At 38.6% G+C, this 25,244-nt stretch carries 26 protein-coding genes and 1 pseudogene; 17 read left to right on the top strand and 10 right to left on the bottom strand.

Annotation, left to right across the window (positions count from 1 at the left end; translation table 11 throughout):
• A complete protein-coding gene (locus tag B9T33_RS08305) occupies window positions 1-912 on the bottom strand; it encodes a bestrophin family protein (RefSeq protein ID WP_086178460.1) in 912 nt (303 codons plus the stop codon).
• A 64-nt stretch (window positions 913-976) separates the two neighbouring features.
• A complete protein-coding gene (gene radC, locus B9T33_RS08300; protein ID WP_086178459.1) occupies window positions 977-1,690 on the bottom strand; it encodes a RadC family protein in 714 nt (237 codons plus the stop codon).
• Between the two features lie 112 nt (window positions 1,691-1,802).
• On the opposite strand from radC, the gene coaBC reads away from it, so the two are divergent.
• A complete protein-coding gene (coaBC, locus tag B9T33_RS08295) occupies window positions 1,803-3,077 on the top strand; it encodes a bifunctional phosphopantothenoylcysteine decarboxylase/phosphopantothenate--cysteine ligase CoaBC (protein ID WP_086178458.1) in 1,275 nt (424 codons plus the stop codon).
• Window positions 3,078-3,459: 382 nt separating this feature from the next.
• Window positions 3,460-3,978 carry a hypothetical protein gene (locus B9T33_RS08290; protein ID WP_086178457.1) on the top strand — a complete coding sequence of 173 codons (519 nt, stop codon included), beginning with the start codon at window positions 3,460-3,462 and terminating at the stop codon, window positions 3,976-3,978.
• A gap of 67 nt (window positions 3,979-4,045) precedes the next feature.
• On the opposite strand, the gene dusA is transcribed toward B9T33_RS08290, so the two are convergent.
• Window positions 4,046-5,077, bottom strand: a complete 1,032-nt coding sequence (gene dusA, locus B9T33_RS08285; RefSeq protein ID WP_086178456.1) for a tRNA dihydrouridine(20/20a) synthase DusA — start codon at window positions 5,075-5,077, stop codon at window positions 4,046-4,048.
• Between the two features lie 133 nt (window positions 5,078-5,210).
• On the opposite strand from dusA, the gene B9T33_RS08280 reads away from it, so the two are divergent.
• Window positions 5,211-6,359, top strand: a complete 1,149-nt coding sequence (locus B9T33_RS08280) for a tyrosine-type recombinase/integrase (protein WP_086178455.1) — start codon at window positions 5,211-5,213, stop codon at window positions 6,357-6,359.
• Here the strand turns inward: B9T33_RS08280 and B9T33_RS08275 are convergent.
• Window positions 6,343-6,615 (bottom strand): pyocin activator PrtN family protein, encoded by a 273-nt coding sequence (locus B9T33_RS08275; RefSeq protein WP_086178454.1) that lies wholly within the window; start codon window positions 6,613-6,615, stop codon window positions 6,343-6,345. The two genes, B9T33_RS08280 and B9T33_RS08275, sit on opposite strands and share 17 nt — an antisense overlap.
• Before the next feature lie 170 nt (window positions 6,616-6,785).
• Between B9T33_RS08275 and B9T33_RS08270 the strand changes: the two genes are divergently transcribed.
• Entirely contained in the window at window positions 6,786-7,661 is an 876-nt protein-coding gene (locus B9T33_RS08270; protein WP_228145802.1) for a hypothetical protein, read from the top strand.
• Between the two features lie 20 nt (window positions 7,662-7,681).
• Here the strand turns inward: B9T33_RS08270 and B9T33_RS08265 are convergent, their stop codons facing one another.
• Window positions 7,682-8,542 (bottom strand): hypothetical protein, encoded by an 861-nt coding sequence (locus B9T33_RS08265; RefSeq protein ID WP_228145801.1) that lies wholly within the window; start codon window positions 8,540-8,542, stop codon window positions 7,682-7,684.
• A 475-nt stretch (window positions 8,543-9,017) separates the two neighbouring features.
• Here B9T33_RS08265 and B9T33_RS08260 point away from each other — a divergent pair, with 475 nt between their 5' ends.
• The gene (locus B9T33_RS08260; RefSeq protein ID WP_086178451.1) at window positions 9,018-9,980 is read left to right on the top strand and encodes a YagK/YfjJ domain-containing protein; all 963 of its coding nucleotides are present in this window, start codon (window positions 9,018-9,020) and stop codon (window positions 9,978-9,980) included.
• 259 nt (window positions 9,981-10,239) lie between these two features.
• Here B9T33_RS08260 and B9T33_RS08255 read toward each other — a convergent pair whose 3' ends face one another.
• A complete protein-coding gene (locus tag B9T33_RS08255) occupies window positions 10,240-11,460 on the bottom strand; it encodes a hypothetical protein (RefSeq protein ID WP_131276868.1) in 1,221 nt (406 codons plus the stop codon).
• 435 nt (window positions 11,461-11,895) lie between these two features.
• Between B9T33_RS08255 and B9T33_RS16460 the strand changes: the two genes are divergently transcribed.
• Window positions 11,896-12,546 (top strand): hypothetical protein, encoded by a 651-nt coding sequence (locus tag B9T33_RS16460; protein ID WP_165499137.1) that lies wholly within the window; start codon window positions 11,896-11,898, stop codon window positions 12,544-12,546.
• Window positions 12,547-12,557: 11 nt separating this feature from the next.
• On the opposite strand, the pseudogene B9T33_RS08245 reads toward B9T33_RS16460, so the two are convergent.
• From B9T33_RS08245 to B9T33_RS08235, 3 genes and pseudogenes are all read right to left on the bottom strand, one after another.
• A pseudogene (locus B9T33_RS08245) lies at window positions 12,558-12,761 on the bottom strand (transposase); the annotation flags it as partial.
• A 600-nt stretch (window positions 12,762-13,361) separates the two neighbouring features.
• Window positions 13,362-13,952 carry a hypothetical protein gene (locus B9T33_RS08240; protein WP_086178448.1) on the bottom strand — a complete coding sequence of 197 codons (591 nt, stop codon included), beginning with the start codon at window positions 13,950-13,952 and terminating at the stop codon, window positions 13,362-13,364.
• Window positions 13,953-14,000: 48 nt separating this feature from the next.
• The gene (locus B9T33_RS08235; RefSeq protein WP_086178447.1) at window positions 14,001-14,417 is read right to left on the bottom strand and encodes a hypothetical protein; all 417 of its coding nucleotides are present in this window, start codon (window positions 14,415-14,417) and stop codon (window positions 14,001-14,003) included.
• Between the two features lie 700 nt (window positions 14,418-15,117).
• Between B9T33_RS08235 and B9T33_RS08225 the strand changes: the two genes are divergently transcribed.
• The 4 genes from B9T33_RS08225 to B9T33_RS08210 all read left to right on the top strand — a co-directional run bounded on the left by B9T33_RS08225 (window position 15,118) and on the right by B9T33_RS08210 (window position 18,755).
• Window positions 15,118-15,342, top strand: coding sequence for a hypothetical protein (locus B9T33_RS08225; protein WP_086178485.1), 225 nt, complete (start codon window positions 15,118-15,120; stop codon window positions 15,340-15,342).
• A 66-nt stretch (window positions 15,343-15,408) separates the two neighbouring features.
• Complete coding sequence (locus B9T33_RS08220; RefSeq protein WP_086178446.1) at window positions 15,409-16,455, top strand: DUF932 domain-containing protein; 1,047 nt, start codon at window positions 15,409-15,411, stop codon at window positions 16,453-16,455.
• Window positions 16,456-16,598: 143 nt separating this feature from the next.
• The gene (locus tag B9T33_RS08215) at window positions 16,599-17,642 is read left to right on the top strand and encodes a YqaJ viral recombinase family protein (RefSeq protein ID WP_086178445.1); all 1,044 of its coding nucleotides are present in this window, start codon (window positions 16,599-16,601) and stop codon (window positions 17,640-17,642) included.
• 183 nt (window positions 17,643-17,825) lie between these two features.
• Window positions 17,826-18,755 carry a hydrolase or metal-binding protein gene (locus B9T33_RS08210; protein ID WP_086178444.1) on the top strand — a complete coding sequence of 310 codons (930 nt, stop codon included), beginning with the start codon at window positions 17,826-17,828 and terminating at the stop codon, window positions 18,753-18,755.
• 117 nt (window positions 18,756-18,872) lie between these two features.
• On the opposite strand, the gene cadR is transcribed toward B9T33_RS08210, so the two are convergent.
• Complete coding sequence (cadR, locus tag B9T33_RS08205) at window positions 18,873-19,265, bottom strand: Cd(II)/Pb(II)-responsive transcriptional regulator (RefSeq protein ID WP_005312186.1); 393 nt, start codon at window positions 19,263-19,265, stop codon at window positions 18,873-18,875.
• Between the two features lie 86 nt (window positions 19,266-19,351).
• Here cadR and B9T33_RS08200 point away from each other — a divergent pair, with 86 nt between their 5' ends.
• The 7 genes from B9T33_RS08200 to arsB all read left to right on the top strand — a co-directional run bounded on the left by B9T33_RS08200 (window position 19,352) and on the right by arsB (window position 25,243).
• Window positions 19,352-20,647 carry a cation transporter gene (locus tag B9T33_RS08200; protein ID WP_086178443.1) on the top strand — a complete coding sequence of 432 codons (1,296 nt, stop codon included), beginning with the start codon at window positions 19,352-19,354 and terminating at the stop codon, window positions 20,645-20,647.
• Between the two features lie 10 nt (window positions 20,648-20,657).
• On the top strand, window positions 20,658-20,912 hold the full coding sequence (locus B9T33_RS08195; protein ID WP_086178442.1) for a FeoA family protein: 255 nt from the start codon (window positions 20,658-20,660) through the stop codon (window positions 20,910-20,912).
• Complete coding sequence (feoB, locus tag B9T33_RS08190; protein ID WP_086178441.1) at window positions 20,902-22,731, top strand: ferrous iron transporter B; 1,830 nt, start codon at window positions 20,902-20,904, stop codon at window positions 22,729-22,731. Before B9T33_RS08195 ends, feoB begins: the two co-directional genes overlap by 11 nt.
• Window positions 22,732-22,898: 167 nt before the next feature.
• On the top strand, window positions 22,899-23,333 hold the full coding sequence (gene arsC / locus B9T33_RS08185) for an arsenate reductase (glutaredoxin) (protein ID WP_086178440.1): 435 nt from the start codon (window positions 22,899-22,901) through the stop codon (window positions 23,331-23,333).
• A 57-nt stretch (window positions 23,334-23,390) separates the two neighbouring features.
• On the top strand, window positions 23,391-23,711 hold the full coding sequence (locus B9T33_RS08180) for a metalloregulator ArsR/SmtB family transcription factor (RefSeq protein ID WP_004981615.1): 321 nt from the start codon (window positions 23,391-23,393) through the stop codon (window positions 23,709-23,711).
• 7 nt (window positions 23,712-23,718) lie between these two features.
• Window positions 23,719-24,192 carry an arsenate reductase ArsC gene (locus B9T33_RS08175; RefSeq protein WP_004981612.1) on the top strand — a complete coding sequence of 158 codons (474 nt, stop codon included), beginning with the start codon at window positions 23,719-23,721 and terminating at the stop codon, window positions 24,190-24,192.
• A gap of 7 nt (window positions 24,193-24,199) precedes the next feature.
• Window positions 24,200-25,243, top strand: coding sequence for an ACR3 family arsenite efflux transporter (gene arsB, locus B9T33_RS08170; protein WP_086178439.1), 1,044 nt, complete (start codon window positions 24,200-24,202; stop codon window positions 25,241-25,243).
• Window position 25,244 lies beyond the last annotated feature (1 nt).

Raw genomic sequence — 25,244 nt, 5'->3', positions numbered from 1 at the left:
TTATAATAAATTGTGATCTTTGGCTTGAATAGGGGGCGGGGTTGGTTTACCTAGAGTTCCGAGTAGCTCAATTTCAATGGTTCGTACCATCGAATCTAACGGTAAGTCATTGCTTTGTGTACCAAAAGGCTCTTCAATTTCAGAACTTAAGGCATCCAAACCTAAGAAAGTATAGGCTAAAATTCCGACCAATAGCGGTGTGGCTAAACCTAAAGTAGAGCCTAAGCTAAAAGGTAAGACGAAACAGAAAAAATACACCGTACGATTTAGTAGCACTGAGTAGGCAAAAGGTAAAGGCGTGGTGGCAATACGGTCACAACCCGTTTGGACTGTACTGAGTTCCATGACGTGTTGATTCATTTGTGTGTAAATGATGTCAGAAATTTCACCTTCTTTAAGCGCCTGCATCAGTTCCCATTGAATCAGGCTCAAAGTGTACTGTGGCGCATTGGCTTGTTGGTACAACTGCGTAATGGCATTGGTACTCATGCCACTGGTTTCGACCAATTCCATGGGGTTGGCGGTTTGATGGCGTAAGCGGTCACGTAGCACATTGGCAAAGACAATCACATGCTGAATGACGCGTTCACGTCGACCTTGACTGAGTAAGCGACAATCACGGTCAAAATGGCGAGAATTGGCGATTAAAATGCCCCATAAGCGACGCGCTTCCCACCAACGGTCATAGCAAGCTGAATTTTTAAAACCAAGGAAAATAGAGAGCACGACACCAATCAAGGTAAAGCCAACTAAGGGAAATTCAGTGAAATGAAAAATATCGACATAAGATAGCCCACCAACAATGGCGGACAGTAGCATCACGATGCCTAAAGGCGGTAAAACCTTAGGTAAAATCGTACCACGCCAAGAAAATAGCAGCTTAAAAATACTGGGTTGGTCACGAACAATCATGTACGAATTGAGGAATTCTATAATTTAAAAATTATGATGATCTTCATGGTTGCTCAAGCACTTGTCAATCATTGTTTATGACTGATTTAGCTTTTTGTATTAATCCATGTTCGGCAAATGAAAAGCTCCCTTCAGCGGCAATAATGCAATGGTCAATTAATTGAATTTCAAGCAAATGGCAGGCCTGAAAAATCTGCTGTGTCATTTCAATATCAGCACGAGACGGTTCAGCACGTCCAAATGGATGATTGTGTGCAATCACAATACTGCTGGCATGTTGTGAAATGGCAAAACGAAGGAGCTGATTAATGGAAATTTCACAAGTATTTAAGCTGCCATAGAACAATTTTTTAAAGTTTATTTTTCTTAAATGTGCATCCAAACACAGCACACCAAAGACTTCACGTTGCTCGGATAAAAACTCAAAGCGCAGATAATTTTTTAATTGTTCTGAATGGGCTAAAGGCAAATTTTCATTTTGAAAATGTTGACTGACGTAGCGCTTGCCTAATTCTTTTACTGCCATGAGTTGAGCAAATTTAGTGTTCCCAATGCCGTGGAACTGGCATAAATCCTCAAGTGAGGCATCCATAACCCGATGTAAAGGGCCAAAATGCTGAATGAGTAAGCGTGCGAGTTCGACGGCAGAATGTTGCTTTGAACCAGAACGAAGGAATATCGCCAACAGTTCGGCATCGGATAAACTTTGCGCGCCTTGTTGAATCAGGCGCTCACGTGGACGTTCCTGTTCAGGCCAATTTTTAATTGAATTATTCATTGTTTTTAGACTTTTTTATTATGAGTCGATCGGCTTTTTCAAAGCTGAATCTTGGGTCAGTGAATATTTAATGCTATTGTGAGCGCCACTGCAACAGATAGGTAGGCTGTTCGTGAGCTTTGATCTAAGTGTAATGCCCACTAAAAATATTCTTTTAGGTGTCACTGGTGGTATCGCCGCCTATAAAAGTGCCATTCTTGTTCGTCGTTTAAAAGACGCAGGCTTCGATGTGCGTGTCGTGATGACTGAAGGTGCACAAGCCTTTATTACGCCACTGACTTTCCAAGCGCTTTCAGGAAATCCTGTACATACTGAATTGCTCAATCCTGAAGCAGAAGCAGGAATGGGGCATATTGAATTGGCTCGTTGGGCCGATTTAGTTTTGGTTGCACCGGCTAGTTGCAACACTTTGGCAAAATTTGCTGCAGGTTTGGCAGATGATTTGCTCTCAACTTTATATTTAGCGACTAAAGCACCTGTTTGGGTTGCACCAGCCATGAATCAACAAATGTGGGCAGCAAAAGCTACACAGCGCAATCTCAACACTTTGGTGGAAGATGGTGTGCATGTGATCATGCCAAATGCAGGTTCGCAAGCCTGTGGTGATGTCGGTCTGGGGCGGATGCCTGAACCTGAAGACCTTGCTGAGCAAGTGACGGCCTATTTCCATCAAGCCCAACGTGCTATTGCAGAAAAATTTGGCATGCTAGCGGGTAAGCATGTGACCATTACAGCAGGTCCGACACGAGAGTCGATTGATCCTGTGCGTTATATTTCGAACCACAGTACAGGAAAAATGGGCTTTGCTTTGGCCGCAGCATGTTATGCCGCAGGTGCTAAAGTGACATTGATTGCTGGTCCTGTCAGCCTAGATACGCCAAATGGTGTGCATCGCATTAATGTGCAATCAGCAGTTAAAATGTTAGATACCAGTCTCAACATGCTCGATCAAGGTTGTGATATTTTCATCGCCACCGCAGCTGTTGCAGATTATCGCGTGGCAGAAGTTGCAGAACATAAAATTAAGAAATCAGGTGATGAGCTTAATATTGCCTTGATTAAGAACCCAGATATTGTTGCGACCATCGCTCAACAGAAAAAGCGTCCATTTATGGTCGGTTTTGCTGCGGAAACTCGTAATGTCGAAGAATATGCAGCAGGAAAATTGGTCGCGAAAAAGCTCGATATGATTGCGTGTAATGATGTGTCACGTCAGGATATTGGTTTTGCTTCTGACGAAAATGCCATGACGGTGTTCTTTGCAGAGCAATACCAAATGGGCAAGCGCGATCTAGAAAAAGCCTCGAAGCAAGAAATTGCACAGCAATTGGTTGAGGCGATACATGATGCGTTACATCATGAACCTGAAACAGATGAAGAATATTAATCATTGAATGCAAAAATGAAAAAGCCCCTCAATCGAGGGGCTTTTTTTATGCTTCAGCTATCAAATAGAATTTAAATGAAAAAGTAGCATTGAAGGACTTTTGAAAAAGGATTTTTCATGCAAAAAATGTTCGGCAAAATTGGTCATTATCCACAAATAACTGTCAGCTTTAGACCTGCTGTGTCAGTGCAATAGGTAACATGAAATTGAATTTAAGTGATTGATATCAAAATTAAAAATAAAATAGATAAATACAGCGTTTTCTACTTGTACTCTGTGTTTTATTGGTTAATATGATCGAAAGAGTGAGGAATATTTAGACTGTAAAAATTGTTCAGTTTATTTTTTTCATACGAAAAAAATGCATCATGGGGGATGCAGTATGCTTCGAATTTTAACGCTTATATTTCTACTGAATTTGACTGGGTGTAGCTACTTTGTTTCAAGTGATGAATTGTCACGTCAGATTGAACAGCAAATGCAACGTGAATTTGATACCAATTCTGCATATCAGTCCTATCATTTAAAAGTAAAAGATTTAAAAATTATTGAACGCAAAGGACTCAATATTAAAGGGCAAGCATCGTTGCAATTTGAAAATAAGCCTTATACGGTGATGGTGCAGATTTTCAAGGATGTGCAAGGTTATTCTTGGAAAATTGATGAGACAGAATTTACATTTATTGATGAAGTCGAAATGGCGAAGTATCAGGCTCAACTCGATCAAGAATTACAAAACTTCAGTGCTGAATTAGATCATGGATCTGAAGAGATCATTCCTGAGAAGGTACCTGAAAGCTATGTAGGCTTACGCGAAGAAACGGATAATTCGGATTACACTTGGACGGATTCTGACGAAGAACCATTTCCGAAGGGGAATATTACGGTAAACAGTCATTAATCACATCAATTAGAAAATGCGTGATTCAATAAAAAAGCCCTCATGATGAGGGCTTTTTTGATCTAGATTATTCTTCAACCACCAGTTTTGGATGCTCGCGTAAATAATCTTCAGTGCGTTGCATTGCTTCTTTAATATTCGCAATTGCATTTTCAACATCAGCAAATGTTTTGGCATTGCCACCACTCAAAGCCTGACGCCATTTTCGTGCACCCGGTAAGTTTTGGAATAAACCAAGAATGTGTCGGGTAATGATGGAAAGTGGCGCACCTTCTTCCATGCGTTTAGCAATATATGGCAGCATTTGTTCGATTAAGTCAAAACGGTTAGGCAACTCTAGATTCCACAATTGCCCCATTTCAGCCAACAAATACGGATTGTGATAAGCCTCGCGACCAATCATCACGCCATCGACATGTTTTAAATGTTCTTGGGTCTCAGCAAAGGTTTTTACGCCACCATTAATTTCGATCAATAAATTTGGACGTTCTTGTTTAAGGCGATAGACGTCTTCATAACGTAAAGGCGGCACGTCACGGTTTTCTTTCGGTGAGAGTCCTTGTAGCAATGCGATACGCGCATGCACGATGAAATTGTCACAACCCGTTTTTGCGACAGTATCAACAAAATGCAGCATTTCTTCATAAGACTGCATGTCATCAATGCCAATACGGTGTTTCACGGTCACAGGAATATCGACCGCGTTACGCATTTCTGTAATGCATTCTGCCACTAGATCTGGCTCTGCCATCAAACAGGCACCAATTTTATTATTTTGTACGCGGTCACTTGGACAGCCCACGTTTAGATTGACTTCGTCATATCCCCAGTCTTGTGCCATTTTTGTACAGGTCGCAAGGTCTTTCGGATTTGAACCACCGAGTTGTAGCACAATCGGGTGCTCTTCATGGTTATAGTCCAAATGACGGTTTGCACCACCAAATAAAATCGCACCTGTAGTCACCATTTCTGTATAAAGAATGACATTCGGGTTAAACAGACGGGCAAAAAATCGGTAATCTTTAGTGGTCCAATCCATCATCGGCGCAACACTGATTCGCGGAGATTGAGTGTTTTCAATGTTTTTAACAATAGTCATTAAAAATCATGCCTTTAATCTATGTTTCGCAACCTGCGCGAATCTGTGTGAACCTATATTTAGGTGAGTTAATCGATTTGCATTTACACCAAATTTTACACCATAATCAAAAAAACAGTTTGTGGTGTAAATTATGGGGTCAATTACAGCAAGAAAAGGCGCAGATGGGAAGGTTAACTATCGTGCTGCGATTCGAATAAATCGAAAGGGTTTTCCTACTTTTTCTGACAGTAAAACTTTTCATTCAAGGAAGATGGCTGAAAACTGGATTAAGAAACGAGAAGTCGAAATTCAAGAGAATCCTGATATTTTACTGGGCAAAGAGCAACTCATTGATCTGACCTTATCAGATGCCATAGATAAATATTTGGATGAAGTCGGGAGCGAGTACGGAAGGACGAAACGCTATTCTCTGCTCCTAATCAAGAAGCTGCCAATCGCGCGCAATATTATCACAAAAATAAAATCAGTACATTTGGCTGAGCATGTTGCTTTGAGAAAGGAGGGAGTTCCTCATCTCAAGCTGAAACCTAACGCGACTAGTACGCAGCAACATGAGCTATTACATATCCGTGGTGTACTTTCTCATGCTGCTGTTATGTGGGAAATGGATATTGATTTAAATGGTTTTGATAAGGCTACGGCTCAGTTAAGAAAAACACGTCAAATATCCTCTAGTCAAAAAATAGACCGACTTCCTTCTACGGATGAACTGATTGCATTGACTAAGTATTTTACAGAACGATGGAAGATAAATCGTTATGGCTCTAAGTATCCAATGCATTTGATTATGTGGATTGCTATTTTTTCATGCAGACGTGAAGCTGAATTAACACGACTGTATCTGCGGGACTATGATTCACATCATTCTACATGGAAAGTACATGATCTAAAGAATCCCAATGGCTCTAAAGGCAATCATAAGTCATTTGACGTACTTGAACCATGTAAGGAAATTATTAAAAGATTAAGGCATTCAGAAGTTCGTGAACGGATGTTGAAGCTTGGGCATGATGAAAACTTACTACTGCCTTTGAATCCTAAAAGTATAGGTAAGGAGTTTAGAGAAGCATGCCGAATATTAGGAATTGATAATTTACGCTTTCATGATTTGAGACATGAAGGTTGTACTCGACTAGCAGAACAGAGTTTTACTATCCCAGAAATTCAGAAAGTAAGCTTGCATGATTCTTGGAGTAGTTTACAGCGTTATGTGTCGGTAAAGGCTAGAAGGAATATTATACAGTTAGAGGAGGTGCTACGCCTCATCGATGAAACGTAGCAAAATCTTTAGAAGCTTCTGAATACTTACTGTCTAAAATATCTGCTAGATCTTTTATGTGCACTAAAAAAGGTGCACGTTTACTTTGATCTATTTTAAATACAGAGAAAGGGAATTCCTGATTATTTGCCTTTCTCAATGCTTCAGCTTTACTAAGATGAGGATAATAGTCTGCAACAATTGTCATCAGCTCAATGGTCATAGAGCGATACCTCATAAATAGATAGTCGGCAGTTTTTAACTGGATAGCTCCCATATGTATATTTTCCTGAATAGCATTTTTTAGATGGTTCCATCGTATTCATTGCAATAAATAAGTTATATGATTGAGCTAAAGTAATAAATAACCTAACTATAATGATATGATAATTTATTGATAATAATTGATAATTTTTTATGGTATACGTAGAAGTAGATGAGCTTGGCATGTTTGCATTTGAGGTCTGTCAGGGATTTTTGAGTTACTGCACAAAGCATTCAACAGAATATGATGTTGATGCACCCGACCGGGATGCTCTGAACTTTACTTATATACTGGAATTGAATAGAAATTTTACGGAAGATGAATTCCATAAAATTTTTCAGATTATGAAGTTTCCTTTTACGGTTGAGCGGTTTGGTTTAACTTATTCCAGCCATGATTTTATGCAAACTTTAGTGCAAACCTTGGAATTGATTGATCATTATGATGAGCTTACAGAGAAAGAGCTAAAGACTGAATATCAAAGAATACTGCATAAATACGCTATGATGAATGCTGATATTCAATATAGTAAAAAGATATATACCAGAATTAGAGGGATACGTGGAGCGCATAAACGTTATTCAAATGTTCTATATAAAAAGCATCAAGTCATTTTTGAATTTATGCGGAATAAGGCTAAAGAACAGGGGAAATGGGCGAATTTGAATGTTGCTGTTGAAAGTGTTTTGCCACAACTCGATATTGAATTAAAAAAATTTGATAAAGATTGGATTATATTAAAAATGGCAGAAAAAACTAAAGAACTGGAGCAAATAGAACAAGAATTTGAAAAATATAAAGCCCATCCGCCGCACTATAAGCTAGGTTCACCCAAGACGATCACTGCAACCCGACATGAAACCTATATAGGTAAAATAAGAGCACTCAAGGTTGAGTGCCGTGATTTAGATAGAGCTTTAGAAATGGATGACCCTTCTTTATTGTTAAAAAAGCAGCTTCCGTTTAATACAGCATATCAACCAGAGGTTATAAAAAATTTGTTAAGAAAAGAGCCCAGTCTATTAAATGAAATTTTAATAAAACAAACAGAAAACTGATCTGTATTCACAAATTGAATTTAGAAATTTTTAGACTTTCCATCTGTATCAGTTGTGCACTCATTATAAATTTTTTCAATAATGAAATCTAAAACATCAGGAATAGGTTTATTAAATAATTCTGATAATTTTTTTAATTGCTCGTGCCTTTCTTTTGTTAATGGGAGATGGTGAGGTTTTTTAATTTTTCCAGAATCTCTAAATTTCTTTTGAGACCAGGTTTTTTTCATTTTAATTAAAAAAAGCTCTTTAGCATCAGGGGAACTTATAAAACCCATTAAGTCTATGGATGAAACAATATGATTATAACGTTGCTTTTCGTTAATTGGTAGGTTAGGTATCGATGCTAATTTGTAGGATTTTTTTAAATAATCCCATGCCCAATTAATTTGATCTATTTCTTTTATATCTATCCAATTAGTATGGCTTTTAGAAGTTTTTAAATTTGACCATGTATTTTTTATTTCAATTATTTGGCTATTTTTCATTTCTTTAGTAAGTATTAATCTATCAACAAGATCTACGAAATATTCGTAGTTGTTTGTGTAAAATAAATTACTAAGTGTTAAATTATTGAACTTTAGTAACATATTTATCGTGAATATTAATAATTGCTCATTTTGTGGATCTTTTGCCCATTTTAAATCATTCTCATTAATTAAAAAACTGTTTTTATTAGTTATTGCTGTTTGGTAATGGTTATAACCAGTTGTAGGGTTGTCAAAAATTTCAAATATGATTTTTCTTTTTGTAGAGAAATCACTGTTATAGACTTGCATATATTGCATATATAACTGATTGAAATTCCATAGCCAGTTAATTTCCCTATCCGTAAAACCTCGGTCATCCTTATAAGGTTTGGCATCTTTTCCTTGAATCATTCTTATCTCCTTGTAGAAACTTTAGTGAAATTATAAGTGAAAAACTTAAAATATACGAGTCGTTAATTAGTGTTTTATTAATGAAATATAAGAGTTTTATAGATGTTGATATTAATAATAAAAATAAATAAAACAATAGCTTAATTATTTTATGAGATATAAGTATCAATAGTGCTGTATGAAGAAATGAGGAAAATTCCTAAAGATAAGAAAAGCTCTGACTTAACTTTAGCTTGATTTATGTGGTCGAGAATTGACCTTTTAGTGGGGTGTAATTACAAATTGATATTCTGTAATACGATACTTTATTTATGAAGGATTAATGGGTTTTTAATATAATGAATATATATCTTATTTTTAATATATTAGTATGTTTATTATATTAATCACTTAGGTTTATTACATACTATTTATTTGTATGTAAAAGATAACTTAATGCCTAGTGATATGTGTTAAACATTCACTAGGATATTATATGTGCTTAATGCTACCAAATGATAACGAATCAAAAGTATTGATTGATGTAGATCAGTTTATACAGTCAGTATATAAAACTGAACTTAATAAAACTCTGTTTAAGAGTATATTAAATGATCTAGTTCCTAAATTCAAAGCAGTTTATAAAGCCCATTTAAAGTACAGTGAGAGTGTTTGTATCTTTAAGAGAATGGTGTACTCATTAGATGAAATATTGCTTGGACATAAGAGCATTGATGAACTAAGTAACTTTGAATTAAGGTTTTTATGGAATAATGCTTTAATTTATTTTAATGATGTTAATTTAGAGTTATTAGGGTTTAAGAGTCAAGAAAAAAGAAATCGTAATGGTTTAGAAGAGTACCTAATTCAACTGACTAAACACTACTCGAAATTGCTGTTTATACGCATTGATTTAAGTATAGCACTAGATCATCAGCATGAAGTTGGTATAGAACAGTTTAATCATTACCTACGCATCTTCATTAACCGTGTACAGAATCAAGATACCTGCTTTAAAGACTTACAGGGTTACGCATGGGCAATAGAGCAGGGTGAGAAAAAGGGGTATCACTGCCATGTATTACTCATCTACGACGGACATAAGCACCAAAAAGATTTCGGTATGGCCATACAGGTTGGGCAATGCTGGACTAAGATAACAGAGAGTAAAGGGTATGTTTTTACTTCAAACTCTCCTGAATACAAAGAACGCTTTAACCAAAAAGGTATTTTAGGCATTGGTATGATCCACCGTAACAAGCCTGAACAGGTACAAAATGCAATTAATGCTGCGATGTATCTGGTCAATCCTGAAAAAGACCATCAGCATTTACGAGTTAAAACACAGAGAATGCGTAGCTTTGGTAAAGGGCAGTATGAGATTGATAAACGTCGAGGCTGTACCGTAAACGTTTTAAAGGAATGTGCTGGTTTCAAACTGTGTGAAGCATACCCTTGATAGAGAATGCATGTGTAATGTATTACAGCATTACACATGCTATGTAGAATGAATTAGTTTGATAAGCTTGTGCTTAAATTGCTGATTGAAATAAAAAGCTGGTCTTTGATGTAGCAAATTTCTCGTGAAATAGCATCATAAGCATCAGTTCAGATTTCGAATAAGAGATTTTATGTTAAAACAGTGATCAAAAGGCCCTATTTATAGGCCTTTCGTATAAGGTGTTTTAGCTTAATTAAAAAAATTAAATGAGTACACTTTACTTCAATGGTTGTGTAAAAAGCATGTCGTCTAACATTCGCCCTAAATTAGTTTGAACAAATGCATTATGTGCTCCAGAGCTCTTATTCACTCTAGACTCCTCTTTACTAAAATCTATAACACTGCTATCAACCCTAAAATTCCACATATAACCCAATGGTTTTTCAGGATTTTCATCTAGTTTTCTTAAAACAGTCGTATAATAATGACCATCACTTACATTAAAATTCTTATATTGATATAAGTAACGCGTTGCACAACTACTATTTTCTCTTTTGGGTAACTCAAACCACGAAGTATTATTTCTATTTAATATCTCTTCAGGGTTTATAAAACCGCATTCAGCTTTTTTATCGAAACCGTGTATCACTGTGACCTCATGTGAAAGATAAGGCATATAATGACCCACCGTCGTATATTTCCCTGATGTAGGGCTATCAACCAAATTTCTACCAATCAAACGAGCATATGGAAAGTAGAGTGAAGTCGCCTTATCGTCTTTAGATGTTAGGTTAATCCATAATGGACGCTGTATTGGTTGATCAGCACTTGACATATTATCAAATATCTTGTCAAAAGCATCAGCACCAATAGCTGCATTTAAAGTAACCAATAAAGAGTTTTTACCTAGTGACCAATCATTAATATTTTCAATTTTTGAAAGATCTTCCAAAAATGCTCTAGATAAAAGCCTGCCACCTAATGAGTGCCCGATTAAAAGTGAATGTCCTGAAGTGGGCTTATTATTTACCGACTGTGTTAAGGAAATAAGGTCATCTCTTAATTCCCCTTCCTTGCCAATCGCATCAGCTATAAGAGCCCTATTTTTAATTGATAGTAATTTGGCAGGATTATTTTTATACTTTTCTCCACGCCATCCAATATAGACCCCTATAACATCCATATCGCCTTTTGCATAAGCTCTTCTTGCTAACATATAGGGGAACCCTGTTGTATCTAAGCTTGGATTATTGATATCAATACTTGCATTATTATGCCAGCCATGTATGAATATTATTAGATATATAGGTTTTTCTGCTATATCGATGGCTCGCTTTATAAGGTCTAATTGTCTGTTGTTTTCAATTTTATGCCCCATCTCGTCATATTCTAGGTAGAACTGTTGGAATTTAGGACTAACATAAACATTACCTTTGTGTCTTTTTAAGTTTTTCTCGTTAACGCCCGACCATCCGTTTACTATTACAATGTTATTCAAAGATTGTGCTTTGATATATGTATCTAACTCACTTTCACTGCATCTGTATCGATCTAAACACTTAATCTTATGATACGATTGATCTGGAATAGTCGAGCAGGACGCGACTACACAACCTATGATTAGATAAATTACATTTCTCATCTTCTCGTACCTTTTTTATTATGCTTTATTCAATGATTATACTGATTTGATTTTTTTTTGTACAAAAAATATAGGCTCTCTGCATTAATTGTTTGAGTCACCCGTTACTTTTTGTGTGGTACTGTAAAAAATTTTGTTTTCAATAAAGTAGATTAGCAAAGGAGGCTCATGTATTTTTTATTGCTGAATAAGAACATAATAAAACTAATGATCTTGCACTGTGTATTTTAAGTTCTCAGCTACTCGATTTATTAGGATTACTCTCTAAGTTCAATATATTGAGGTGATGTCATGTTAAGAAGGATATTTAAAAACTCTACTTTAATTATAATTATTTGCTCACTAAATAGTTTGGTTTATGCCGCTAATTGCGATTGTACCCAAAAAGTAGGTAGGTGTTCTGGAGCTATCAACTTTTTAAAAAAATTCGGTTCTCCTCCAAGTTTTGGTGCTGAATTTGAGGTCTATAGCTCTGAAAAGTCATGTTCAAGTGTAGAATACTTTATTGATAATTTACCTAGACAAACCATCCTCTCTAATAAGAATAAAGAAATCGAATCCACATTTGGTACTAAGCCTATAAACAAAGATTCCATTGTTTACTCAGCCTGTTATGTTTGTAAAAATTTAGATGATAAGAATAATCAATCTAACTCTAGAAGTAGTGAGAACGATTCACCATTCAACGGAAGATGGACTTCTACTGACCGCAACGTTATGGGGTTTAAAAATACTTCTACTTACGATGTTTCTGTCAAAAACAATCATATTACTGGTTCTTATTCAGGGACAGCTGGAAATGGAACTATTTCAGGAACTGTTAATGGGAATCAAGCGATAATTTCTTGTTCTGGATGTTTTACTGTTAAATGGAATTTAGTTGACGATAAGACGATTAAATTTTCGTATCCATTTGGTTCAGGCACGCTTAGAAAAGAATAATGTATGAATGGTAAACGGAATAGAGATTTAATCATGAGACAGCATTGGATGGCTGTGTCGAAATAAGTTTGATTTCGTCCTTGTTTACCTTTTGATTTGGCATACCATTGAGTTTCCGGATCAAACCAAATTGTTAAATTACCACGATTGATCAAAGCGCGATTGTAGGATGACCAATTGGTTGTACGATAAATTTTAGGTGTAGGCTTATTCATCTCAGAATTATATTGCTCAATAAGACATTATCGGTAGGTTTGTGCAACAAAGCCAAGCAGAGTTACCAGAAGGTTTTTGAATCATAAGAAAATCTAAAATTAACATAATACAGGTTATACGAAATTCTTTAAATTTTCCTATAAGCATCAATATGTTAGTAAAAGCTGTCCTAGGGTTCAGCGTACTAGAACGGCTTTTTCATGATTCTTCACGTTCCACGCTTTCCATTTGGTCAATGTTTCACCAATTTGTTTGTCTCAGTTAAACAATTTTGATTGATTATAGGTGGGGAGTATTTCCTAGTTTAATCAATCTGATCAGCATAAGGCCTGTTGGTTGTACTCATGTTGACTTCATGGATGTGCTGGATCTTATACGTAGATAAGCCAAAGCCATTGAGCTCTTCAGCATACATATTGATTCAGCCTGTGTTTAGGTTCTATAGCACGCCCAGAGACCCTTTTAAAGCTGAAGGTATCACCTTAAGCCCCAATCTTCTATACAGTGGCTGTTACACCACTGATTCAGGTTTGGTCAAAGTAATAGATGTAAACACAGTTAATGGTTAGGCAAATAAATAGACAGATTTTTCTTTAAAGTTACTCTTCAACAATGGCTCGGTGGGTGAGTTTGCCACGTGTGGTATACAGATAGACTTCACTGATTTCATCAGCTGTACAGCCATCCAAAATCAGGTTGAAGGTATTGCCATAGTAGACTCGTTTAGGAAATTCGACTGTATACGGTTCTACGCCAATCACCTTGCAGTTTGGATTGTTCATTTCGACTTTATCTAGTACATCGTCAACTTCAGAGACCACTTTTAAGCGGGTGCTGTCTAAGACAGTAGACGTAATGACTGTAAATCCAACATAAGTATCGGCAGGTCTGAACTTCACTTCAAGCGCTTCGCCCGGCAGCAGTTTTCTTTTGAGTTGGGGCGGTGGAATATCAATATTTTCAGCACCTTCATAAATACTGTCTGGGTCATAGCGGTCATGGGCAATCGCAGCCGCTTCAGCTTTGCGTTCTTTGGCTTGATCCTGAGCTGCCTTGTCATTGGGCTGAGCATTGGATTCATGCTCTGCTGATTCAGTTGCGCTATCTGTTGCTGAGGTCGTGTTTTCAGGGGTTTTATTACATGCGGTGAGCAGGGTAAAAATCGCAGCCGTGATGAGCAGTTTTTTCATGGCGGAATGTCCTTTTAAATCGAGAATGGGGGAATCCAAAGGACTGGCTTACTGAGCTGCAAACTGGGTACGTTGCACATATTTCAGAACGCTTAACCCTTTGACATACAGCCATCGGTCATTAAAATTCTCAGCACGATAATCAAAAACTTGATACGCAAAGTCATCAAGGTCCAAGAGTTGCTGCTCATGTAAATCTTTGCCTTCTCGAATGAGGGCATTCAAATCACCGCTGTAGATGAAATAACGCAGTGGGTCATCTTTAGGGATGATCTGCCATTGTTTGCTAATCGCCACAAACGCATTGCAATTTACATTGCCCTCGCAGCGTTTTACTACAGGTGCCGTAGATGGATTGTTGATGAGTGCCATCACTTGATTCATATCGGCATGGCTGAGACTGGAGACAGCTAAACAGGTTGCAATCGCCCCATATTGAAGAATGGTTTTGATTTGTTTATTCATGAAGTTAGATCCTGATTATTGTTGTTAGATACTTTATAGAGCGCGCAGCAATGGCTTGACCGCAATGTTTTAGACGAGTCTGTCCATCACAATGACAATGTATTGTGCAATTCCAATGAGCATGGCTGATGATCTACAAAGGTGTAGCTATGCCGAATTATTCCGTCAGCGGATCGACGAGATCAGGCAAAGTGCCATAGAAATGGAGCACGGGCGGGGAATACGTAGCAAGAATAAAAACAGTCATGATTGACTCCTTGGAATTATAAGAAGTTCTACCGCATCACTGCTAAATAATGGTGGCAGAACGAAAGAGGGTTAGCAGACTGGGATCCAAGGAACCAGCACACCCGAAGGTGTCCCCCTTCCGTCCTACCATTAAGAAAAAAGGGGGACGAGTGAGTTCCCAAAAAATAGTTAGACTATTTTCTGCTCGGATCAACGGTCTGCTAAAACCGACTGGCAATGTAGGCCAGCAAGCTCATCATAATGCCAAGCTGAAAGCGGGTCAATTTCATTTCTTAATGCTTAAACCATTGTGGCTTAAATAATACTCAAATACAGATTGTAAATAATTTCAGATACATAACACCTGAATGAAGCAGAAGCTGAACATTGATTTCATCTCAGGATGAATGTGCAGCTGAGCGATAGCACCCATATTCAGGAGTTTTTTATGCCGTATCGAGATTTTGATCAGATGGAAGATGCCATGTTCCCGCAGCGTGAACCGATCAAGCCAATGATGCAGAGCTTAGGTCTCAGCAATGCACCGACCACTTTAGCTGTGCTGGGCATGTCGTTGGCAAAGTCATTGGGCTATTCACCTTTCATTGGCGGGATTGCTGGGGCCATGCTGGGTGGTGTGATTCTCGTGATTGCGGATCAGACACAGGCGGCTTGCCGTCCACCATTCCACAAATAACATGCATCTAATTTCTACTTCTTCACACGTTTCAAATTATTCATTATTTACAAGCAGGATTATTTTATGGCACATCAACTAGAACAAATGGCCTATGTCGGTGAAACCCCTTGGCATGGTCTAGGCAACCCACTGACTCAAAACCAACCGATTGAAGTCTGGGCAAAGCAGGCAGGGATGGATTGGAGGATTGAGTCCTCCGATGTTAGTTACATGGCCCAAAACCAACGGGGTCAAAACATCATCATGCCGTATGAAGAACAGCGCGTATTGTATCGTTCTGATACTCATGCACCCTTGTCTGTGGTCAGTCAGCGTTATCAGGAAGTCCAACCGAAACAGATCTTGGAGTTTTACCGAGATTTGACGGAGCAATCAGGCTTTGAACTGGAAACCGCAGGGGTACTGAAAGGCGGTAAGAAATTCTGGGCTTTAGCTCGAACAGGACAAACATCTGCTTTAAGGGGTAAAGATGTCAGTAATGGTTACATTCTCTTAGCTACAGCTTGCGATGGCACACTGGCGACCACGGCGCAATTCACCAGTATTCGTGTGGTGTGTAATAACACCTTAGCGATTGCTTTAAAAGGTCAAAACTCAAGTGCAGGTGTGGTGAAAGTACCACACAGCACCAAGTTTGATGCGCAGAAGATCAAACAGCAACTCGGCATTTCAGTCCGTACATGGGATGAACACATGTATGAAATGAAGCAACTCAGTCAACGTAAAGTCACTCAGACAGAAGCAGCAGCTTACTTTGATGCCGTGTTTAACAACACTAGCCTAAGCAATGTAGAACAAGATGAGGGCATTATTCAGTTCTATCGTAATGTGGCATCACAAGCCAACCACACAACCAAAGCTGAAAACAAGACTGAACCGAATGGACGTGCCATGTCTAAAGTCATGACCATGTTTAATGGACACGGTCGTGGCGCAGAACTCAGTTCAGCCAAAGACACCGCTTATGGCCTGTTGTGCTCAATCACGGAATTTGCAGACCACGAGCGACGTGCCATGAGTCAGGATCATCGCTTAGATTCAGCATGGTTCGGTGCAGGGGCAGGCCTCAAACAACGTGGACTTGAACAAGCACTACGCTTAGTTGTTTAAGTTTCGATTCAGATTCAGGATTTAAGATCAGGACATGAGATCAATATGATCCTGTAACTCTCCTTAAACCTAGACACCTCTTTGCCACATCTCCAGATGTGGCTTTTTTTATGCCCAAAATTTAACAATTACAGGAAAATATTATGAACTCAGCCGTAATTCACTCAAGTCACACCAAAGCCAATCTCCATGCCGACCGTCCAAAGCTGTTTACCGCAAAACGTTTCGTAGAGACTAAAAATATGACTCAAGCCGAATGGCTCGAAGTCCGTCGACAAGGTATCGGCAGCAGTGACTGTGCCGCAGCCTGTGGACTCAATCCGTATATGTCGATGCTTGAACTGTGGATGATCAAGACCGGACGGATTCAACAAAACATTGAAGATGACAGCGAAGGCCATGCACCTTTGTATTGGGGCAAGCAGTTAGAGCCGCTCGTTGCTGAATACTACAGCATCCATACCAACTATAAAGTGCGTCGGGTCAATGCAGTCCTGCAACACCCGGATCCAGACAAACATTTTATGTTGGCTAACTTGGATTACTCAGTTGTTGGGGATGCAGATGTACAAATTCTGGAGTGTAAAACCGCAGGGGAATATGGGGCCAAGCTGTGGCGCGATGGTGTGCCTTTATATGTACTCTGTCAGGTACAACATCAGTTAGCAGTCACAGGCAAGCAAGCGGCACATATCTGTGTGCTGATCTGTGGGCATGAAACGCGCATTTTTAAAGTGACACGTTCTGAGTCGGTGATTCAGCATATTGTGAATGCCGAACGTTACTTCTGGGACTGTGTAGAAAAGGATACGCCACCTGAAGCGGATGCCAGTGATTCGGCAGCCAAAGCTCTACAACTGCTTTATCCAGAGCATGTACCGCTGAGTACTACGGACTTATCTGAAGACGAGCAAGCCAATCAACAGTTTGAACAGCTAATTCGAGTACGCAATCAAGTTGAGAAGTACCAACAGCAATTTGACTTACTCAAACACCAATTACAAGGCCAGATGCAAGAGGCTGAGCGTGCCACCTTTAAAGCGGGCTCAGTCACGTGGAAGAAGTCGAAAGATTCAATCAGTTTAGATACGAAGGCTTTACTGAAATCACACCCTGAATATCTAAGTCAGTTTCCACAAAGTAAGCAGGGTACACGACGTTTCAACATCTATTGTCATGATGACTAAAGGCTTTATTCAACTCAGCGCATATCTGCAAAAAAGCGCAAAACAGCCCCCGCTCCCTGTAAGCACTGAGGTACTTACAGAGAACAAAATGGACTGATTTGCGAAGATTTTTATACATCTGAAAAATAAATGATTTCTACATATTAACCAGACAAAAGTTAGAAATAACTTGAGGGCATTCACATGATTAAAGGTTTAGCGATTACACCACCGATCTTAGGTCGGATCAGCATCGGTAAGATGGCGGAGAAGAATGGTAAACGTGTCCCTGAAAAAGATGATCAGTTCACCATTACCAGCCAAATCCAAAATAAAGAGGGTTGGGTCAAACACCCCTTAGATGAGCAACTACGAGCTAAAGCTCAAAATCAAAAACTCAGAAGCATTCCAGTACGTATGCTCTTTAATGATCCTGAGCTGAACTTACGTGCAGAGTACAGCTTATTTGACCGACAGACAGGCCGACCTGTGTGTATTGGCAATGGAGAAACCTGTCAACGACTGACTAATCAAGGGGTAGAACAACATCCATGCCCATCACCTGATTTATGTCCTTTGGCACAAGGAGGCAACTGTAAACCTTATGGACGTTTGCATGTCAATTTGGATGAGTCGGATGAGTTCGGGACTTTTGTTTTTAGAACCACGGGTTTTAACAGCATTCGTACCTTAGCTGCACGACTCAGCTATTACCATGCAGCATCCAATGGCTTGCTGTCCTGTCTTCCATTGCAACTTACACTGAGAGGCAAGAGCACCACTCAAAGTTATCGCACCCCTGTCTATTACGTGGATTTGACTTTACGTGAAGGCATTCATTTGCAAGACGCGATACATACAGCTAAGGAGATTGATCAGAAGAGTAAGTTGTGTGGTTTTAATCAACAAGCCTTAGATCAGGCCGCTTTACAGGGCTATGTAAATTCGCAGTTTGAGGTGAATGTGGAGGAAGGCTTGGATTTGGTAGATGAGTTTTATACAGATGGACTTGTTGAATCTGAGCAAATGAAACCTGAGTCGAAACCTAAGGTTAAAGCAAAGTTCAATCATGGGGATGGTTTTGTGCAGGATATTCAGCAAGGGTTGCAGGGGAGTGTGAGGACAGTGAATTGAAGCTAATCGTAAAGAATCATTAGATTCTTTACGAGTTATACACTCGATTTATTTTTTATCATATTTAGTATCAATAGCTTATAGAGCTATCGTATTAAGTCTAAACTTTGTATTTATTCAAGCTAAATTTTTCAATACACCACATCTATCAACTGTGCATGAACCATCGCATGTCTTTCTTATATCTAATAATTGTTCAATTAGTTTTTGCTGATTTTTGATACTTTCTTGTACATCTACAATATGTGCGTCAATTAATTCATTTACTTCTGAACAGTTTTGGGTAGGTAAATCTTTATAAGAAAGCAATCTTTTGATTTCATTTAGATTCATATTTAGAGAGCGGCAATTAACTATAAATTTTAATCGGTCGATATAAGCTTCGGAGTACATTCTATAGTTCCCCTCAGTTCTTTCAGGTTGAGGAATAAGACCCTCCTTCTCATAGAATCTAATAGTTAGTACTGAACAAGAAGTTTTCTCAGATAACTCACCTATTTTTAAAAACATTGAAATCAACCAAATCTAGCTTGACTCTATAGTAGCTATAGGGATTCTAATATGCAATAAGTGAAAATATGACTATAGGTACATCCATGAGTGGTTGCGGTTGTAATGAAAGTTCTTGTGACGATACTAAACCCAAACAAAATATATCTGAAACTGATTCTTGTAGTGGTACAGATTTAAAAACTGAAACAAATAAAAAGTCTTGTTGTGATAAAGGTATTGCTAGCGAGTCTAAAGAGCAGATCATTGTAGATGCTTGTGGTGGTAGTCAGCCTTGTTCAACAAAGGCTAAATCATGCTGTGGAACAGATACAAGTAATCAGCAACAAGACATACATAAAGAAATAGGCAAAGCAATTCTCATTAGCGATTACACCATTCCTAAAATGGATTGTTCCGCAGAGGAACAGATGGTCAGAATGTCTTTGTCCTCTTTAGAAAGCGTTAATAGTTTAATTTTTGACTTACCAAATCGAAATCTAAAAGTTTTGCATGAAGGCAATACAAATTTAATTACTTCAAAACTTGAAGCACTCGGTTTTGGAGCAAAGTTAAATTCAACTGAAACCTATATTGATAACAAAAGCTCGAAGCAGACCAGCACCTATATCATACCTAAAATGGATTGTTCCGCAGAAGAACAAATGGTGCGAATGGCTTTAGCACCACTAAGTGAGGTCAAAGCTTTAGCTTTTGATCTTCCAAATAGAAAGTTACAGGTTTTCCATACCGATGGAATCTCAGAAATCACAACGAAACTTGAGGGTCTAGGTTTTGGAGCGAAGCTCGAAAGTACTGTTGAATCAACAGGAGTTTTACCTGACAGTCCTGATCCAACTAGTCAAGCTAAAGTTCTCAAAATACTACTCGCAATTAACGCAGTGCTTTTTGTCATTGAGTTTATTAGTGGCATTATTGCCGCTTCCACAGGATTAATCGCCGACTCTCTGGATATGTTTGCTGATGCTGCCGTTTATGGCATTGCACTTTATGCAGTAGGTAAAGCAGCAAAATATCAAGTTAGAGCAGCTCACTTCGCTGGTTGGATTCAGCTCTTACTAGCTGTAATTGTTATTGTTGATGTCGTTAGACGTTTTATGTTTGGTAGTGAACCTGAATCTAATCTCATGATTATCATCGGCTTCTTTGCACTTGCCGCGAATGTCACTTGTTTATATCTCATATCTGGGCACAAAGATGGTGGTGCTCACATGAAGGCAAGTTGGATTTTCTCAGCGAATGATGTGATCGTTAATATGGGTGTAATTCTCGCAGGAGTACTCGTTGCTTGGACAGGCTCAGCTTACCCTGACCTGATTATTGGAATTATTGTTTCTTTATTCGTGCTGAATGGTGCTCGAAAGATTTTGGCCTTGAAGTAGGACTTTTATAATGAACTTATTTCAAGTGAAACCAAATCAGTTTGCAAAGATTGTTGATCTCAAAAAAGGGGATCAATACACCAACAAAGACCCTGTACTTGAAAGACTTGAGTTACTGGGTTTTAGAGTTGGGGAATCTCTACAAGTTCTTGAAAAGGGGTTATTTGGTGGCGATCCAATCTTAGTTCAAATCGAAACATCACGCTTTGCCCTAAGAAAAAATGAAGCTGAACGAGTTTTTGTAGAGATCATCAATGAACACTAAAAATATTGCACTCATTGGTAATCCCAATTGTGGTAAAACCTCACTTTTTAACACTCTTACTGGTACTCGACAAAAAGTTGCAAACTATGCGGGTGTGACTGTTGAACGTAAGGAGGGTTTCTTTAAGTTACCTTCAGGAGATTCCGTTCGAGTATTGGATTTGCCGGGGACTTATAGTTTAAAACCAAGTAGCTTAGATGAAGAAGTAACAAGAGCTGTTTGCTTCGGTGAGCTAAAAGGTGAAGTATTACCTGACATTTTTGTTTGTGTTGTTGATGCTACAAATCTTCACCTTCATTTAAGCCTAGTACTAGAGGTCAGAGCGTTAAATAGACCGATGTTACTTGTCTTGAATATGATGGATGAAGTAAAAAAACGTGGAATTTCAATTGACACCTCAAAACTATCACAACTTTTAGGAGTGCCTGTTGTTGAATCCGTCGCTGTGAAAACAAAAGGGATTCAGGAGCTATTAACGCAGTTAGATCAAAAAAATCTATTTGTTGCACCTTATCATTCTGAGCTAAATCATTTTGATCAGATTAAATACATTACTAAGCAAGTTATTTTAAAAAATGACAGTGGTGATAAACGAACTGCATTTTTAGACAAAATATTTTTACATCCTGTCTTTGGCCTACTAATTTTGACGCTGACCATGTTTGTCATGTTTCAGGCCGTTTTTATTTGGGCACAGCCTTTCATTGCTTTTATTGAAGACTCAATTACTTGGCTAAGTGGTGCAATTGGCCCCTTGATTTCGCATCCATTATTAAGAAGTTTGATTGTTGATGGTGTGATTGCGGGTGCAGGCAGCGTTCTAGCTTATATGCCACAAATTCTTATCCTTTTCTTCTTTATTTTGATCTTAGAGGAATCGGGTTATTTGCCAAGAGCAGCCTTCTTATTAGACAAGCTTATGTCTAAAGCAGGGTTAAGCGGTCGTTCATTCATTCCATTACTTTCCAGTTTCGCTTGTGCTATTCCCGGAGTCATGGCAACAAGAAGTATTAGCTCTGAACGAGATCGTTTAGCAACGATTATGATTGCGCCATTAATGACATGTTCTGCTCGACTGCCTGTATATGCTTTATTAATAGCCGCGTTCATTCCTAATAAGTTGGTTTATGGGTGGCTCAGCTTACAAGGTTTAGTTCTGTTCGGACTTTACATGTCAGGAATCATATCTGCGCTATTGGTTTCTTTATTTTTAAAGTTAGTTCGAAAAGATAAAACTGAAAGTATTTTTATTTTTGAATTGCCGACTTACCGTTTACCAGATATTAGAAATGTGGCATTAGGCCTATATGACAGAGCAACAATTTTCTTAAAGCGAGTTGGTGGAATTATTGTCGCTTTATCAATTTTGTTATGGGTACTCGTGACATTCCCTCAGCCACCAGATAACGCCACAATGCCTGCAATTAATTACAGCCTAGCAGGGCAATTGGGGCACATCATTCACCCTATTTTTGCCCCAATCGGCTTTACATGGGAAATTTGTATTGCGCTCATTCCGGCAATGGCAGCCCGTGAAGTAATTATTGCTGCATTAGGTGTGATTTACGCTATGTCTGGGGATGAAGATACAGTCACACAAACTCTGCTCAGTCAAATTTCTGGGCCTGATGGATGGGGACTTGCAACAGGCTTATCACTTTTGGTTTGGTTTGTTTTTGCACCTCATTGTCTTGCAACATTAGCAACAATCAAGCGTGAAACAGGTAGTTGGAAACAACCAATTATTATGGCTACCTATCTGTTTTCACTAGCATATTTCTTCTCTTTTGTTACGTATCAGATTGCTAGCCGCATATAGTTAAGTTGAATATCGAACAGCGGTGAAATTATCGCTGTTTGTATCTTCATAATTAAAGTTAGAATTTTGAAGTAGAAGTTTTATTATGAAAATGGGTATATTGGGAATTGCATATATATGTTTATTCGTATATAAATATATTCAAAGATCCTGTTGAGTTTGAGCAAATGTCTGCTACTCCAAACGTTAAGATTTATCACAACCCTGAATGTGGTACGTCACGTAATACATTGGCATTAATTCGTAATGCCAATATTGAACCTGAAGTGATTGAATATCTTGTTAATCCTCCATCTAAAAGTGAGCTTATTCAGCTGATTGCGGATGCGGGTTTAACGGTGAGAGAAGCGATTCGTAAAAATGTTGCTCCATATACAGATTTAGGAATTGATCAAGAGGATTGGACTGAAGATCAATTGCTTAACTTTATGCTTCAGTATCCAATTTTGATTAACCGTCCATTCGTGGTGACTGAACTAGGAACTCGTTTAAGTCGTCCGTCAGAACTGGTTTTAGAAATTCTGCCACTCCCGCAAAAGGGTGCTTTCACTAAAGAAGATGGTGAGCAAGTGATTGATGCGAATGGGCAGAGATTGAAATAAAAATTTCATGGATATATGTGAATATTGATATATCCATATGTTTGAGTGAGTAAAAATATGGATCAAATCAATTTCTTTAAATGTTTGGCTGATGAAACGCGATTCAACATTGTTATGTTGGTTCTTGGGAATAATGAACAGTGTGTTTGTGATTTGACTGAAAAATTACAGCTGAGCCAACCCAAGATTTCACGGCATTTAGCCTTACTGCGTTCTTCGGGTCTCTTACAAGATCGACGTCAAGGGCAATGGGTTTATTACAGTCTCAATCCCAATTTACCCACTTGGTGCGTAGACGTACTTAACACCCTTAACAATACCGATATACAGCCAAAAGTTGCACCATCCTTTCAGCAAATCAATAGTTATTGCGAGTAGTAAAAATATGAAATTTCTTTTTTTATGTACTGGAAATAGTTGCCGTAGCATCCTGTCAGAAGTGCTGTTTAATAGTCGTGCGCCTGAAGGGTGGAAAGCTTACAGTGCAGGTAGCAAACCATCTGGACAGGTGCATCCATTGACCATTGAAACTCTGGAAAACTTAGGTCTTTCAACTGAAGGTTTGTGGAGTAAAACGATTGATGACTGCGAACAATACCAACCTGACGTTGTGATTACCGTCTGTGATTCGGCAGCTCAAGAAGCATGCCCGCTGTATTTAGGTGGTGCAATTAAAGCACATTGGGGTTTGGTCGATCCTTCACATTTGGATTTACCGAAAGAAGAAAAGCTCAAAGCATTCCAAGTCACTGTTGATCATATCAACCGTCGCTTAGACGCTTTATTGGCACTCGATACAGCGCATATGTCTCGCCCAGATTTGATTGCCGCAATCAATCAAATTTCGCATATTGAATGAGAACATCATGGCTCAACAAAGATTATCTTTTTTAGATCGTAACCTGACGCTATGGATTTTTATTGCTATGGCGTTGGGAATTGCGATAGGCGTGTTCTTTCCGCAAGCTTCTGTCGCTTTGGACAAAATGAGTGTGGATTCAGTCAATATCCCGATTGCGATTGGTTTGATTTTGATGATGTACCCACCATTAGCCAAAGTGGATTATGCAGCGCTACCACAAGTGTTTAAAGACAAAAAAACCTTAACTTTGTCTTTGGTGCAGAACTGGCTGATAGCACCTGTTCTGATGTTTGCCTTAGCCATCATTTTTCTACACAGCTATCCAGAGTATATGACAGGCTTAATCCTGATAGGACTGGCTCGTTGTATTGCGATGGTCTTGGTGTGGAACGGTTTGGCCTGTGGGGATAACCAATATGTTGCTGCATTGGTGGCATTTAACAGTATCTTCCAAATTTTATTTTTCAGTACCTATGCTTGGTTGTTCTTGACCTTCTTACCACCTTATTTTGGTGTTGCAGGGCAAGTGATCAATGTCGATTTCTGGACCATTACCCATGCGGTACTGGTGTATTTGGGAATTCCATTTTTCCTTGGCTTTATGACGCGATTCACTCTAGTAAAAGCTAAAGGTCTGGATTGGTATCAAAATGTCTTCTTACCGAAGATTAGTCCACTGAGTTTGTTGGCTTTATTATTCACGATTGTGGCGATGTTTAGCCTCAAAGGGAATGATGTGGTGAGCTTGCCACTCGATGTCTTGCGTATTGCGATCCCATTGACCATTTACTTTATCGTGATGTTCTTCATCAGCTTCTTCATGAGCAAATGGATGGGGAACGATTATCCTAAAACCACAGCTATTTCTTTTACTGCTGCGGGAAATAACTTTGAATTGGCGCTGGCCGTCGCGATTGCGACCTTTGGTTTAGCTTCACCAGTCGCATTTACCACGGTAATCGGCCCATTGGTTGAAGTACCAGTGTTAATTGCTTTAGTCAGTGTGTCTTTGTGGCTCAGAAAAAAGTTTTTTAAAGCAGAGGTGTAAT

This window comes from Acinetobacter sp. ANC 5054, from assembly GCF_002135295.1.
In the GTDB taxonomy this organism is placed as follows: domain Bacteria; phylum Pseudomonadota; class Gammaproteobacteria; order Pseudomonadales; family Moraxellaceae; genus Acinetobacter.
Note: the sequence above shows the minus strand (reverse complement) of the source record. Positions and strands in the feature narration are given on the sequence as shown.